The sequence below is a fragment of the Nonomuraea sp. NPDC001831 genome, from assembly GCF_042892035.1.
In the GTDB taxonomy this organism is placed as follows: domain Bacteria; phylum Actinomycetota; class Actinomycetes; order Streptosporangiales; family Streptosporangiaceae; genus Nonomuraea.
On sequence record NZ_JBIATU010000008.1, the window covers coordinates 310,446 to 325,140 of the forward strand.

The 14,695-nt window shown below is 72.7% G+C and carries 11 protein-coding genes; 4 read left to right on the forward strand and 7 right to left on the reverse strand.

The genetic code is table 11. The features are described 5' to 3' along the window. Positions 1–44: 44 nt before the first annotated feature. From mshB to ACFYYW_RS26745, 3 genes are read left to right on the forward strand one after another with little or no spacing between them, the layout of a single operon-like run. On the forward strand, positions 45–974 hold the full coding sequence (gene mshB, locus ACFYYW_RS26735) for an N-acetyl-1-D-myo-inositol-2-amino-2-deoxy-alpha-D-glucopyranoside deacetylase (protein WP_387652457.1): 930 nt from the start codon (positions 45–47) through the stop codon (positions 972–974). An 11-nt stretch (positions 975–985) separates the two neighbouring features. Continuing rightward, positions 986–1,405, forward strand: a complete 420-nt coding sequence (locus tag ACFYYW_RS26740) for a DUF6113 family protein (RefSeq protein ID WP_352325599.1) — start codon at positions 986–988, stop codon at positions 1,403–1,405. A gap of 17 nt (positions 1,406–1,422) precedes the next feature. Next, positions 1,423–1,917, forward strand: coding sequence for a flavin reductase family protein (locus ACFYYW_RS26745; protein ID WP_352325598.1), 495 nt, complete (start codon positions 1,423–1,425; stop codon positions 1,915–1,917). Positions 1,918–2,137: 220 nt separating this feature from the next. On the opposite strand, the gene ACFYYW_RS26750 is transcribed toward ACFYYW_RS26745, so the two are convergent. Beyond that, positions 2,138–3,109, reverse strand: a complete 972-nt coding sequence (locus ACFYYW_RS26750) for a hypothetical protein (protein WP_387652460.1) — start codon at positions 3,107–3,109, stop codon at positions 2,138–2,140. 75 nt (positions 3,110–3,184) lie between these two features. On the opposite strand from ACFYYW_RS26750, the gene ACFYYW_RS26755 reads away from it, so the two are divergent. Next, positions 3,185–3,607 (forward strand): hypothetical protein, encoded by a 423-nt coding sequence (locus ACFYYW_RS26755; RefSeq protein ID WP_352325594.1) that lies wholly within the window; start codon positions 3,185–3,187, stop codon positions 3,605–3,607. A gap of 15 nt (positions 3,608–3,622) precedes the next feature. Here ACFYYW_RS26755 and ACFYYW_RS26760 read toward each other — a convergent pair whose 3' ends face one another. The 6 genes from ACFYYW_RS26760 to ACFYYW_RS26785 all read right to left on the reverse strand — a co-directional run bounded on the left by ACFYYW_RS26760 (position 3,623) and on the right by ACFYYW_RS26785 (position 14,560). After that, positions 3,623–4,474 carry a hypothetical protein gene (locus tag ACFYYW_RS26760; RefSeq protein ID WP_387652462.1) on the reverse strand — a complete coding sequence of 284 codons (852 nt, stop codon included), beginning with the start codon at positions 4,472–4,474 and terminating at the stop codon, positions 3,623–3,625. Between the two features lie 240 nt (positions 4,475–4,714). Further along, on the reverse strand, positions 4,715–7,201 hold the full coding sequence (locus ACFYYW_RS26765) for a penicillin acylase family protein (RefSeq protein WP_387652464.1): 2,487 nt from the start codon (positions 7,199–7,201) through the stop codon (positions 4,715–4,717). A 119-nt stretch (positions 7,202–7,320) separates the two neighbouring features. Further along, positions 7,321–8,634, reverse strand: coding sequence for a cysteine--tRNA ligase (locus tag ACFYYW_RS26770; protein WP_387652466.1), 1,314 nt, complete (start codon positions 8,632–8,634; stop codon positions 7,321–7,323). A 16-nt stretch (positions 8,635–8,650) separates the two neighbouring features. Next, positions 8,651–10,495 (reverse strand): sigma factor-like helix-turn-helix DNA-binding protein, encoded by a 1,845-nt coding sequence (locus ACFYYW_RS26775; RefSeq protein WP_387652468.1) that lies wholly within the window; start codon positions 10,493–10,495, stop codon positions 8,651–8,653. Between the two features lie 48 nt (positions 10,496–10,543). Continuing rightward, on the reverse strand, positions 10,544–12,364 hold the full coding sequence (locus tag ACFYYW_RS26780; RefSeq protein WP_387652470.1) for a UvrD-helicase domain-containing protein: 1,821 nt from the start codon (positions 12,362–12,364) through the stop codon (positions 10,544–10,546). Positions 12,365–12,370: 6 nt separating this feature from the next. Next, positions 12,371–14,560 (reverse strand): hypothetical protein, encoded by a 2,190-nt coding sequence (locus ACFYYW_RS26785; RefSeq protein WP_387652472.1) that lies wholly within the window; start codon positions 14,558–14,560, stop codon positions 12,371–12,373. Positions 14,561–14,695 lie beyond the last annotated feature (135 nt).

A 14,695-nucleotide genomic window follows, 5' to 3' on the forward strand; every position in this document is an offset into this window, starting at 1 on the left:
GGGCTCAATCCTGCCAGTATCCAGCCATTGTTACGCTCATGACTATGACTGATCGCCGCCTCCTGCTCGTGCACGCCCATCCGGACGACGAGTCGATCGGCACCGGCGCGACCATGGCCAAATACGTCGCGGAAGGCGCCCACGTCACGCTGGTGACCTGCACGCTGGGAGAGGAGGGGGAGGTCATCCCCGCCGACCTCGCCCACCTGGCGGCCGACCGCGACGACCTGCTCGGGCCGTACCGGATCGGGGAGCTGGCGGCGGCCTGCCAGGCGCTCGGCGTCGAGGACCACCGCTTCCTCGGCTCGCCCGGACGCTGGCGCGACTCCGGCATGATGGGCGTCGCCACCAACGACCGGCCCAACGCCTTCTGGCAGGCCGACCTCGACGAGGCGGCCGGCGAGCTGGTCAAGGTCATCCGCGAGGTGCGCCCACAGGTGCTGGTGACCTACGACGCCAACGGCTTCTACGGCCACCCCGACCACATCCAGGCCCACCGGGTGGCCCGCCGGGCCTTCGAGCTGGCCGCCAAACCCGACTACGTCCCGGGCGGCCGGCCCGCCCCGCGCCAGGACGAGCCGTGGCAGATCGCGAAGTTCTACCACACGGCCGTGCCCAGGTCCGTCATGCGGCGCACGGCCGAGGCGCTGCCCGGCTCCGGCACCGGCTTCCTCGTCGAGGACGTCGACGACATCCCCTTCGGCAGCCCCGACGAGGACATCACCACCGAGATCGACGCCCGCCCCTGGGTCGGCAACAAGCGGGAGGCCATGCGCGCCCACGCCACCCAGATCACCGTCGACGGCCCGTGGTACGCCCTGTCCAACAACATCGGGCAGGAGGTGCTCGGCGTGGAGCACTTCATTCTGGCCATCGGCGTGCCCGGCCGGCCGGTGCCCGGGCCGCCGGTCGACGCCGGGGGGCTCGGCGAGCCGCACAACCGCGAGAACGATCTCTTCGCGGGCATCCACTAACCTCGTTCCCCATGGAACATCGCAGCCAGGCGGAGTCGGCGCTGGGCGGGGCGGCGTACGGCATGCTGTTCGTGCTGGGTGTCGTGCTCGGCGTCGTGGGCGGGTTCACGCATGCGCTCGACCAGCAGGGCGGCGTTCCGTGGGTGGCGATCGGGTGGGTGCTCGCGCTGTTCCTCCTCCCGCTGGGGGCGGCCAGGCTCATGCGGACGAAGCTCGCCGCGTTCGCGGTCGGGCTCGGCTGGCTGCTGGTGACGATGCCGTTCACGCTCGAACTCAATGCCGGAGATCTGGTGATCTCTCAGGGTGCGGCGGGGTACGTCTACCTGTATGGCGGTTTGCTGGCTCTCGTGGTGGCGTTCATGTGCTCGCCCTCATCCGGTGGGGGTTCGTGGTTGTTGCGGGGATACCCACCTCCAAAGAATCCGACGTAGAGGCATAAAGTAACGTCGTGCATTCCATAGAGCGGCATGTGGACCCGGGAAACTACCGTAAGGTCGTCGGCCGCTTCGCCACGGGAGTCGCGATCGTCACGACCCGGCTCGGCGGCGTGGACCACGCGATGACCGTCAACTCCTTCACGTCGGTGTCCCTCGACCCCCTGCTCGTGCTCTTCTGCGCCGAGAAGGTGGCCCGTTTCCACGACGCCGTGATCGAGGCCGGGGTGTGGGGCGTGTCGGTGCTGCACGCCTCGATGGAGGACGCCTCCCGCTTCTTCGCCCACCGCGGCCGTCCGCTGAACGGGCAACTGGCCCGGTGGGAGCACCATCGCGGGGAGTCGGGCGTGGCCCTGTTCACGGGCGCCCTGGCCACGGTCGAGGTCGCCACGACGGCGGTGTACGACGGCGGCGACCACTCGATCGTGCTCGGCCAGGTGACGGCCCTCGGCACCCCCGCGGACGGCTCGCCGCTGCTCTACCACGACGGCCGCTACAAGAACCTCTGACCCCGCGGCAACCTCTGACCCCGCGGCAACCTCTGACCCCGCGACAACCTCTGACCCCGCGGCTATGCCCGGCCGCCGGCGCGGCGGTCGTGCCGGTCGAGGGCGGCGGCGGGCCGTGATGTGAGAGGGCGGCCGCGGTGGGTCATGGGGGCAGGCGGGCATGACCAAGGGCCAGGCGTTGGGGGCCTGGCCCTTGGTCATGCGTGGTGTCGGTCGGCGGTTACTGGGTGGGGGGCTCCGGCGGGGTGGGAGTGTCGGTGGGGGCGCCGGTGTCCGTGGAGGTCGGGGTCGGGGTCGGGGTCGGGGTCTCGGAGGGGACATCCGTCGGGGGCGCGCACGTCGGGACGTCCGTGGGGACGTCGGTCGGGGCGCTGGTGGGGTTGTCGGTCGGGACGTCCGTCGCGGTCGGCGTCGGCGTCGGCGTCGGCGTCGGAGTGGGGGTCGGGGTGTCGCTCGCCGGTGGGGCGGGGGCCTGGGCCGGGGCGTCCGGGACGTCCGGGGACTCCGAGACCGAGGTCGACGGCGTGGCGGTCGGCGTTTCGGACGGCGGGAGCGGGGACGTCGGCGGGGCCGGCTGACAGGTGAACGTCACCGTCTCCGTCGGCCCCGGCACGGTCACCGTCGGGCCGGGCACGGTCACGGTCGGACCGGGCTGGGTCACCGTGGCGGTCACCGTGGCCTGCTCGGTCACCGTGGACGTCACGGTCGCCGTCGCGCTCGGCGCGGCCGTGGCGGTCGGCGAGACCGTCACGGTGCGGGTCGGCCAGGGGAGCGGCTTGACCTTGACGGCCGGCTTGCCCCTCGCCTTGTACGTGCCCTTGCCCAGCTTCTTCGTGGTCTGCCCGGTTCCGGTGGTGACGGGGAACTGGGCGGTGGCGCTCCTGCAGGACTTGCTCCTGCACACCTTCTGCTTCACGGTGAAGCGGGCCGCTCCGTCGTACTTGACGGACACATTCAAGTACGAGACGCCCTTCTTCTTGACCACCTTCGTCGTGGCGGTGTAATCCCCGACCGAGGGCGTTGCCGTGGGCGTCGCCGTCGGGGTGTCGGCGACGGGTAACGCCACCTGCGCGCCGGAAGGAGAATCGGTAGAACGTAGGGGATCGGTGGCTGATGTCTGGGTGATCGCGACTCCGCCGGCTCCGGCCAGTGCAACAGCGCCGAGCAGCGCGCCCAGGATGGAGAATCTCATAATCCTGCTCTTGTGGGAGATTTCAGGACGCAGATCATTATTCCGACTTGTCAAGATTGGTCAAGACTGAGACGCATGAACAGGCGCCATCGGTTCCGGCGGGCGGTGAACTATGTGAACCTCGCCACTCCGCTCGGCCTCCTCATCTCGATCGTCGGCGGCGCGGCCCGCCGGCCCGGCCCCGACGGGCTCATCCTCGCCTTCGGCTACCGTTACCGCTTTCCCATCGCGGGCGCGTTCACGGTGGGGAATGTCGTCCTGACCAGGCAGGACGCGCTCGACGACCGGCTCATCCGGCACGAAGCACGGCACGCCACCCAGTGGGCCTGCTGCGCCGGGCTGCCGATGCTCCCGCTCTACCTGCTGGCCATGCTCGTGTCGGTGGTCGTGTGCGGGCATCAGGCGTCGTACAACGTGTTCGAGCGGCTGGCCGACCTGGACGACGGTGGTTATCCGCGCGCGCCCGTGTGGTGGCGGCGGCGACGGCTTAACGGCTGACCCATTACCCCGGCCTCAATGTTTCGCCTGGCCGAGGCGGGGGCTGAACCGGCCCAGCACGACCGCCGCGATGGCCAGGGCCGAGATCACCCCGGCCGACACCACCGAAGCCGTGGACGGCCCCACCACCGCCACCCCGGCCACGGCCAGGCCGGAGACCAGGGCGGCCACCGCGACGTACGCCCAGGTGGCCAGGCGTACGGCGCGCAGCCGCGCGCCCTCGGACGGGAGCGTGCGGGACAGCAGCCAGGACAGGGCCGGCAGGAGGAGCACCCCGTGCATGAGCACGGCATGGGCCGGTTTGAGGGCGGTGGCCACCGTGTAGGCGAGCTGCTGGTCGCCCGTCATCACCGCCACGACGCCACGGGCGATCATCACGCCGCCGAAGACCATGGACGCCAGCAGCGTGGCGAAGCCCGCCCGTACGGCCAGACGGGTGCTCGGGGCGACCTCCGGCGCCGGGCGGAAGGCGGCGATCGTCATGATGATCGCGATGACGATGAGCGTGATGCCGAACGCGGCCAGCGTGCGGGCGATGGCCGTGTCGAGAGGGGTCTCCATGTTGAAGTGGGACGGCACCCCGCGCCACGCCTGAAGGGTGATCAGCGCCACCTCGACCGTGGAGGCCACCGCGAACGCCCCGAGGACGAACGCGCGGGCACGCAGGCGTAACCACTGGGACACCCACGTCAGGGTCAGCACGCTCAACCCGAACGACACCCCGAACGTGAACGGCTTGCGCCAGGACACGGCCCCCTCCCACGGGCCGCCGGCCACGACGAGCACGCCCAGGTGCGCCAGGCCCACGAGCAGGAGGAAGATCCCGACGGAGTACCAGAGGCGATCGGAGTACCGGAGGCGAGTCATGCGGCCATGCTGACAGCGGCCGGGGCCCCGGCGCGTCGGACCACGGTCTGGCCTTCGCCTACAACCACGGTCGTACACCGGGCACGCCGCCCTACCCCCGGCCAGGCAACCCTCCAGCCAGGACCCGCCCTCAGAGGGCAAGGAGGCGCCCTCAGAGGGGGCGAGGGCGCAGGGCCGTGCCTCCGTCACGAACCGGCCCGAGGGGAGGGGGCGGGTCGGGGACGAGGGCAGGGGTGGGGGTCAGGGGGTGAGGGTGAGGGTGTGGACGGCGGCGTTCTTCACGGCCTCGGGCTTGGAGTACATCGGGAGCAGATCGCCCCGCGCCCAGGCTTCGGCCTGGTCCCAGTAGTTGTCGTGGAAGGCGTGCCCCGAGGCGCCCGTCAGGTTGATCCAGCGGGACTTGTCCAGGTCCGACAGGTCGACGACCATGCGCATCGACGGCACCGCCGTGACCCCGTACCCCTTCTGCACGTTCCAGCCGGTCGCGTTCACCGCGTCCTTGTTGCCGGGCACGGCGAACGGGCCGCGGTTGAACAGCGCCTCCACGGGTGCGAGGCCCGAGGTGCCGAGCGTGCCGTTGACCAGTTCGAGCTGGTGCAGGTCGCCCCACTTCCAGGACTTGACGTCGGCGCCGAACAGCTCCGACAGCTCCTGGTACGCCGAGGCCATCGCCTGCCGCAGCATGTCGTCGCGGGTCTCGGTGAGGTTCTTGGTGGTCACGTCGTCCCAGAAGGGGTCGTCGGGGGCGGTGAGCAGGTTGGCGACGACGTCGTACCAGCGGTCGCCGCCGCCGGGCCACACCTGCTCGGGCAGGTCGTCGTCGAACGTGAGCATGAGCAGGTGCCGCCACACCGCGTTGTAGTAGGCGGCGGGGGCGGAGTCGAGCCCCTGGGCGTGGTTCCACGTCCGCAGCAGCTCGCGGGCCTGGCGGGCGGGCCCGGCCAGGTCCACCCGCAGCAGCGCGGGCACCAGCGTGCCGGCGAACTCGTTGGAGGTGTCCTGCTGGATGTCCGACATCGTCCCGGCGTCGACCTTGCCCTTGGCGATCGCGGACTCGACGAGCTCGCGGATGCGCTGGGAGCGGTAACCGTAGGACCAGTCCTTGGTCAGCAGCGGCTGGTAGCGGCGGGGGTCGATGACGGCGTTGTTGGCCGTGACGATGAACCCCTCGGCCGGGTCCTCCATCGTGGGGAGCTGGTCGTAGGGGATGGGCGCGGCCTTCCAGTCGTACTCGCCGGTCCAGCCGGGCACCGGCCAGGTGCCGTCGCCCTTCTCCCGTACGGGGATGCGCCCGGGCGCCTGGTAGCCGATCTTGCCGCTGGTGTCGGCGTAGATCAGGTTCTGGGACGGCACCTCGAACAGCGCCGCCGCCGAGCGGAACTCGGCCCAGTCGCCCGCCTTGTTGAGCGCGAAGATCGCGTCCACGGTCCTGCCGGGGGTGAGGGCGGTCCATTGCAGGGCCACGGCGTTCGCCTCGCCGCTGGGGCGGGCGTCCGTCATCACCTCGTTGATCAGCGGGCCGTGCCGGGTGCTCTTCACGGTGATCGTGACGGGGTCGCCGCCGGCGACCTTGATCTGCTCCTGCCGCGTCTCCAGCTTGACCTGCTCGCCCTTGTACAGGTACGTGTCGCCGTCCACCTTCTCCAGGAAGAGGTCGGCCACGTCCGGCCCGAGGTTGGTGAACCCCCACGCGATCTTGTCGTTGTGCCCGATGATCACGCCGGGCACGCCGGAGAAGGTGAACCCGGTGACGTCGTACGGGCACTGCTCGGACAGCGTCCGGCAGTGCAGCCCGGCCTGGTACCAGACGGACGGCATCTGCGGCGACAGGTGCGGGTCGTTGGCCAGCAGCGGCTTGCCGCTCGCGGTGTGCGCGCCGGAGACCACCCACGAGTTGGAGCCGATGCCCTCGCGCTCCTCGCTGCTCATCGTGCTCGGCACGGCGTCGAGCGTCGCGGCGGCCTGGGAGAGCGCGCGGACGCCGCCGATCCGCGGCTCGGCCTGCTGGTCGTAGCGGCCCCGGGCGAGCGCGCCCTCGCCGACGATCGGGGTGTGGCGGTCGTAGGGGTAGCCGGGGTAGAGCTGCTCGACGCGCTCCTTGGGCAGCTTGGTCAGCGCCAGGGCGCGGTCGATCTCGTCCTCCATGTTGGAGCGCAGGTCCCACGCCATGGCCTTGAGCCAGGCGACGGAGTCGACCGCGGTCCACGGCTCCGGCCGGTACTCGCCGTTCTGCAGCTTGAGCACCGAGTACTCGAGGCTGCGGTCGGAGGCGTTGGGGTTGGCCTCCAGCCAGGCGTTCACGCCCTTGGCGTACGCGGCCAGGAAGTCCTGGGTCTGCCGGTCGAGGCCGGGCAGCTCCTGCTCGGCCACCCGGCGCCAGCCCATGGTCCGCAGTGCCTTGTCGTTGCCGAGCGTGGTCTTGCCGAACAGCTCGGAGAGCCGTCCGGCGGTGGTGTGGCGGCGGAAGTCCATCTCGAAGAACCGGTCCTGGGCGTGGACGAAGCCCTGCGCCATGAACAGGTCGGCCGCACTGTCGGCATAGATGTGCGGAATCCCCGATTTATCGCGATAAATCTCGACTTTCCCGGTCAGGCCGGGCAGCCGCAGCGCCCCGTCCACCTGCGGGAACGACTTCCGTACCGTGTACACCAGGACCCCGGCCAGCACGAGCGCCAGCGCGAGAAGCACGGTCAACACCCGGGCGAACCACCGCAAAGGCCACGGCATCCACGCAAAGGGTCTCACCGATACCTCCATCTTGCCGAACTTGAACAAGTCTGGCAGTACCGGCTCACTGCTCCGGCCGTTTCAGGTGGCCGGAGCGGCCTCGCGCGCAGGGCTCCCGGTCAGAGGGACCAGCTCTGTCCCTCCGGGGTGTCGGTGACGCGAACCCCCAGGTCGGCCAGCTCGTCCCGCAGCCGGTCGGCCGCCGCCCAGTCGTTGGCCGCCAGCGCCCGCTCCCGCTGCGCCAGCAGCTCGGCGGCCCCGGCGGGCGGCACCCGCGGCTTTCCGATCTCCGTGGACAGGTCGAGCGCCAGCACCTGGTCCAGGTGCAGGAACGTCTCGAACTTCGACCCGGGCGCGACCGACTCGTCCAGCTCCAGCTCCCGCAGGATCGCCAGCGCCGCCGGGGTGTCGAGGTCGTCGTCGAGGGCCGCCCCGACGCGCTCGGCGTACGACGCGGCCATGGGCGCGCTGGGCGACTCCGACCACTCGGCCACCCGCGCCCGCCACCGCCGCACCGTGCGGTCGGCCGCCCGCAGGACGTCCCAGCCGAGGTCGAGCCGCTCCCGGTAGCGGCGCCCGAGGAAGGCCAGGCGCGCCGCCAGCGGGTCGAGCCCCGCCGCCACCACGTCGGACAGCAGCACCGCGTTGCCCGCGGACTCCGCCATCTCGCGCCCGTCGAACAGCGGACGCTCGCCGTGCACCCAGTGGCGCACCACCTCGTGGCCGGCGGCCGCGTCCGACTGGGCGCGCTCGGCCTCGTGGTGCGGAAAGCGCCGGGCGGCGTCGCCGAGGTGCAGGTCGATCCGTTCGCCGAGGAAACGCAGCGACAGCGCCGAGCACGCCACGTGCGGGCCGGGCAGGCCCCGGCCCCAGGGCGCGTCCCGGCCCTGGTCGCCGTCGGCGGGCCGCCACAGGGCCCAGTCGGCGTGGAAACGTCTGTACGGATCGGCGGCGCCGGCCGGGCCGGCGGGCTTGAGGTCGTCCAGGCCGGCGCCGGAGAGCTCGCCGTACGCCGGGAACGTCCGTACGTCGAAGTACACCGAGCCGTCCGGCGCCGCGTAGGCGTGCCCCCGCTCGACGAGCCCGGCGATCAGCTCGATCATCAGGTCGACCGTCTCGCCCGCGCGCGGGGCGTGCTCCGGCGGCCGCAGGTTGAGCGCGGCCGCGTCGTGGACGAACGCGTCCTCGTGGGCGCGGGCCGCCCCCCCGGCCTCCCCGCCGGGACCTGCGAGGTCGGCGACGTGCCGGCAGGCCACCACCCGGGTACGCCGCCCCTCCAGCACCCTCCTGACCAGGTCGGACAGCACGTACGTGCGCAGGTCGCCCAGATGGACGCGGCGGTGCGGCGCCGGCCCGCACGTGTACACGCGCACCGCCCGCCCGCCCGAGATCTCCTCGACCTGTCTGGCCCGGGTGTCGTGGATCCGCAACATCACCCGAGCCTAGCCCTCACCCGCCGAGGAAGCCGAGGATGTCCCGGTCCCCGCGCTCGCGCAGCCTGGCCAGCACCTCCTCGCGGGTGGCCGTGTCGGGCAGCCCGATGCGGGCCCCGATCAGCCGCAGCCCCTCCATCTCGGAGTGCACCGGGGCGGTGTAGCCGATGAGGTAGAGCGCCCGGTTCAGCGGCGGCATCGCCACGGCGGCCGCGGGCAGGTAGCGGGTCAGCAGCTCGCCGCCGTCGGAGACGGTCAGGAACACGTGGTCGCCCTCGCTCGCCTTGAAGTCGGCCAGCACGTTGCGGATCGACCCCATGGTCGGCTGGTTGTGCCAGCTGATCACCACGTCGCCCGAGGGCGTCGAGGCGGTCAGCGACCCGCCGGGGGCCATGCCCAGGTAGGCGGCGAACCCGGTCGGCAGGGGCGAGCCCGACCCGCGCAGGTGCTCGGCGTTGACGTCCACGCGGTGCCACCACCGTCCGTCGCGGGAGCGGAAGCTGCGCCGCGTCTCCGAGACGTCCTTGCGCGGCTGGTACGGCTCCGACTCGCCGGTCGGCGACGTTCCGGCCACCCTGATCCAGCCGCGCTGCGTGCGCTCGAACCCGGGGCCGCCCGAGTAGGCGCGCACCGAGCTCTCGCTCACGTCGTAGCGGGAGGTCAGGTTCGTCACGATCGTGCTCACCGAGGCCTCGCCGCCGGCCCGCTCGATCTCCCGGGCGATCATCTCCCTGATGCCCAGGTACTCGTCGCCGCCCCACCTGGTCAGCCCGTACTTGTTCCGGTCCACCCGGCGGAAGCGCTCGTCGGCGGTGAGCTGGTTGCGGATGCCGACCAGGCTGTAGTCCTCGCCGATGCGTTCCTGGATCTCCTCGGGCGACAGCGGCGTGCCCGCCACCGCCAGCACCGCCTCGGCCTTCTCGTTGATGCTGCGCGGCCAGGGCACCACATGCCGGCCGAGCACCCGGAGCTGCGGCACGGCCAGGATCCACCGCTCGGCGACGTCCTCGCGGACGCCGAGCTGGGCCACCATGGACACCGCCTCGCCGAGCGGTCGCGGCCCGTCGGTGAACAACTGCCGCGTCTTCTCCCGCAGCTCGTCGGCCCCGCCGGAGACCAGCCACCCGTCGGCCTGCTCGTAGCCGGTCAGCAGCGTGCGGACGAACCGCCACGCGGGGATGCCCAGCGTGCGCAGCTCGCCGCGGTGCCATGGCACGGCGGCCGCGAGGTCGTCGGCCGGGACCGCCGATCCCAGCCTGCCCCTCAGCCACGTCACGTGCGCCACCAGCGCCGCCGCCTCCGGCGAGCCCAGCCAGGCCTCCACGTGGTCGCGCAGGTCCCGTTCGATCTGCCTGATCCGCTCGCGGGTGACCGAGAAACGCTGCGCCAGCTCGTCGAGCGTGGCGCGCTGCGCCGCGTAGAGCCGGTCGCGGGCGATGGCGCGCTGCCGGTCGTCGAGCGCGGCGAACACCGCGTCGATCAGCTCGGGAAGGGGTTTGTCGGGCCGGGCCGGGACGGGCAGGGCGGCGGGCGCGGGTTCGAGCAGCCGCTCGAACACACCGGTGAACAGCTTCTGCACCACGTCCTTGCCCAGCGACTCCGGCGTGCGCTCGGCCTCGGCGGGGTCGGAGAAACGCAGCAGCGGCAGGATGTCGCCGAGCAGCAGGTGCCCCCAGCAGGCCACGGCCAGTTCGGCCAGGTGACCCGCCACGGTCTGCGTCCCGACGATCGCGCACGCGCGGTCGAGGGGGATCGCCTGCCACCAGGCCTCGGGCAGCTGGGGCTCCTCCACGATCGGCGCGATCTGACCAGGGGAGGTCCAGCGCAGGGGTGGCGCGAGGTCGCTCAGGCTGAGGTTCATTGAGGTCCAACCGGCAAAGGGAAGATATCCGCAGTTCAGACTATGTGATCAGGGGGACAGAAATGGGCTCCCCCTTCCGGAATGCGAGATATAGAGCATCGTTCGGGCCCGTGTGCAGGCGACGAACAGTATGCTCCGCTCGCGTTGCAGCGCTCGAGCCCGCGCGGCCGGCTCCTCGGGCAGCGATCCGGGCACCACGCCCTCCGCCACGCCGACGAGCGCCACCCGGTCGAACTCCAGCCCCTTCAGGTGCTGGAAGGTCGCCACGCGCACGTCCAGCCCGTCCAGGGCCTCCCGGGCGGCGCGCGCCAGCGTGGAGGTGCGCGCGCCGACGGCGATCTCGCCCTCCGGCACGCCGTCCGCCAGCCAGCCGCCGACCGTGGCCCGCAGCCCGGCCAGTTCGGACTCGGGGGTGTCGTACGCCCGGACCACGGGCCGCCGGCCGTTGTGCGTGGCGCGGTAGCCGAACAGCTCGGCCACGCCCTTGACCAGGCCGTTCGCCGGGCCGCCGCCGCGCAGCCGGACCACGTAGGACAGGATCTCCTGCGGCAGCCGGTAGGAGATGCGCAGGTCGTGCTGGACGGCCGGGATGCCCACCGCGCCGAGCGCCACCCGCGTGTCGGTCACCCGCTGGTGCGGGTCGCCCACCACGAACAGGTCGTCGTGCGCGTGCGGCGCCGCCGCCCGCAGCAGCCGCCACTGCGCCGGGCTGACGTCCTGCGCCTCGTCCACCACGATGTGCCGGTACGGCTTGCGGCCCGGCTCCACGTCGTCCAGCAGGTCGCCGGTCGTGATCGACAGCAGCCTGATCGCCTCGTCGGTCAGCTGGGCCAGCGTCCGGGCCCCCGGGCCGACCAGGGCGGGACGGCGTCCCTCCGCGTCGGCGACGATCCGCACGGCCAGGCGCTCGGCGTTGTCCACCTCGACGCGCTTGCGCACGCTCTCGTCGGCGATCAGCACGTCCAGCCGGCCGGCCAGCTCCTCGGCCAGGCTCTGCGAGAACGTCACCAGCAGCACCGGGCCGCTGCCCCGCGCCGCCAGGTGGGCCGCCCGGTGCAGGGCGATGATCGTCTTGCCGGTGCCCGCGCCGCCCACGACCAGGACCGGCTGCTCGTACCGTCCGGCCGTGGCCAGCCGGTGCTGCGTCGGGTGCAGGAACGTGCACCAGTCCGGGGCCCCGAGCACCCGGTCGAGCTCCACCTTGTCGGCGGCGAACACCGCGCGGTCCGGGCTGCGCAGCAGCGCCGCGTGCAGGTCGTCGGGGTCGATCGCGCCCGTCTCCTCGTCGCGGGCGCGCCAGTTGTCCAGCTCGCGCCACGCCTCCGACAGCGTGCCGCCCCTGGCCAGGACGGCCAGCGGCGCGTACTGGGTGGGCGGCAGCAGCGGTTCGAGCGCGGCCACGTCGGCCTCGGTGGAGATCAGCCTGACCAGGGGCAGCACGTGCACGTCGATGCCGAGGGCGAGCAGGTCGCCGTCGCAGATCTGGTCGAACAGCCGCGTGGGGCGGGCCGACCTGCGTAAGGCGGGCTCGACCCGTTCCAGGGTCTCGGCGTCCCACTCCTCGACGACGCCGATCACGGGGTTGACGCCGTACCGGTGACGCTGGGCGTACGACCACGCCTCCGGGTCGGGCCGCACGGCGAGCAGCCAGTAGACGTCGCGCTGCCGGACCACCACGCCGCGATGCCCGTCGGCCAGGCGCAGCGTGGCGACCTTGGCGTCCCGGCAGCCCCGCACCCGCTCGGGGTGCGGGGCTCCGGACACGTTCAGCAGGAACCGGCGCAGCGCGACCACGGCGTCCCTGCGCACCGGCTGAGCCAGTGCGCCGAGCTCCCCTGGAAAGTCAGGGCCGATCGCGAGCCGCGGCACGGGAGGTCAGTCCAAGAGGGCGAGCAGGTCGCGGTCGCCGCGTTCGCGGAGCCTGGTGAGCAGGTCGGGCAGTCCGACGGGGCCGGTGAGCCCGATCCTCGTCGCGATCACCCTGGCCGCCTGGTCCCGGGTGCCGCCCGGCGCCGTGTAGCCGACCAGGCGCAGCGCCTTGGTGATGCTCTCGGCGTTCTGGGCGGCGACCGGCAGGTGACGGGCGCGCAGCACGCCCTCGTCCGACAGCGTGAGGAACAGGTGGCCGCCCTCCTTGGCGCCGACGTCCACGAGCAGGCGCTCGATGGACTCCAGCACCGGCCTGCCGTGCCAGGTCATGGTCAGCTCGCCCGCCGCGCTCCTGACCGCCCGGCTCTCACCGGGGGACAGGCCCAGGTAGGCCGCGAAGCCCGTCGGGAGGGCGCACTCGCCGCCGGCCAGCTGCTCGGCGGTCACGTCGATCCGCAGCCACCAGCGGCCGTCCGGCTGGCGGAAGCAGCGCCTGGTCTGGGAGACGTCCTTGAGCGGCTGGTACGGCTTGTTCTGCTCCGCCCCGCCGTTGCCCTCCGCGGGCGGCGGCGCGACCGGCGTGAACGCCTGGAACTGCGGCGGACCGACCGGAACGGCCGGGGGCGGCGGCATGGGAGGCGGTGGCGGTGACGGCGTGGGCGGTGACGGCACGGGCGGTGACGGCACAGGCGGTGGGGGCATGGGAGGCGGCGGCTGCATCGCGGCGAACGCCGAGTGCGGCTGCTGGAACTCCACCGGCGGATTCGGCTGCGCGGACTGCGCCGGCAGCGTGGCCAGCACGAACTGCCAGGCCGGCACCTCCAGCGCGCGGATCTCCCTGGCGTGCCAGTCGGCCGCGCCGATCAGCTGTTCCTTGGGCGCGGCCGGGCCCAGCGTCCTGCGCAGCTCGTCCAGGTGGGCGCGGTACGGCGCGGCCTCCTCGCTGGCCAGCCACTGGTCGAGACGGACGCGCAGCTCCTGCTCGGTGGCGGAGATGTCGGCCGGGGGGACGGCGAACAGCTTGGCCAGCTGGTCGACCGCAGAGGGCTCGTCGGTGAAGACCCGGTTCTGCGCCACGGCCCAGCTCTTGTCGTCGAGCCCGGCGAACGCGGCCTCGATCAGCTCGGACAACTCCTCGCCGCCCGCCTCGGCGGACTCGGCGTGCTCGGCGTCCGCCTCGTCGGGTTCGGCGTGCGCGGCGCCGGCCTCAGGCTGAGCGTACCCGGCGTCGGCCTCGGGCTCGGGGTACGCGGCGTCGGGCGCGGCGTGCTCGGGCTCAGGGTGCTCGGCGTGCTCGGGCTGCTCGGCGTCGGGCTCGGCGTGCTCGGGCTGCTCGGCGTCGGGCTCGGCGTGCTCGGCGTCGGCCCGAGAGTGCTCGAAGTCGGCCTCGGGCTCGGGCTCGGTGGCGTGCTCGGGGTGCTTGGCGTGCGCCTCGGGCTCGGCGTGATCGGCGTGATCGGCGGATGCCGCGGGCGGTGCGGCCTCGACCGGCTCATCCTCGTCCTGCCCCGCAACGACCTCAGGGACCTCAGGCACGTCGGCGGGTTCGTGCCGTTCAGCCTGTTCGTCGTGGTCGTCCGGCGAGAAGGGCTCGCCGCCGACCCCTTCGGCCTCCAGCGCGGACGCCTCCGCGGCAGCGGGTTCGGGCGCGGGCTCCTCGGCGGCGTCGAGCACGGGCTCGGCCTCGGGCCGCGGCACCTCCTCGACGACCGGCTCGGAGTCGGCGTCCAGCACCCGCTCGCCGTCACGGCCGGCCGTCTCCTCGACGGCCTCCGCAGCGGCCGCGCCCGCAGGGAACGCGGCGGGCTCAGGGGCGAGCTCCGCCGCCACGACGGCGTCCGCGGGGGCCGCGGGGGCCGCGAGAGCCGCCGGTGCGTGCGCCTCGACCTGCCGCCCACCCGCGTACGGATGCGCCAGCCGGACGAGCACCGCCCCGAACAACGTGTTGAGCACCGGCCGGGCCTGGATGAACGGCTGGTCCACCAGCTCCCGCCCGGTCAGCGAGAGCAGCCCCGTCCACGACCCGGCGCGGTCGAGCGCGATGGCGACGGCGGGTTCGTCGGCCTCGTCCGGGTCCAGGACGTGCAGAGCCGGCAGGACGTCACCGACGGCGGCGGCCGGCCAGTGCTCCAGCGCGATCTCGGTCAGCAGCTCGCCCAGCGACTCCGGGCCGATGGCTGCGAGCACCAGCGGCATGGGCAGGCTTCGCCACCACGCGTCCGGCAGATCCGGCTGCCCGGTCAGTAGCGTGATCGTCGACGCGTCGCTCCACCTCAACGGTGGCACGAGGTCGCTCAGGCAGAAGTTCATCCCGTTCCGTTCACCAGCCCC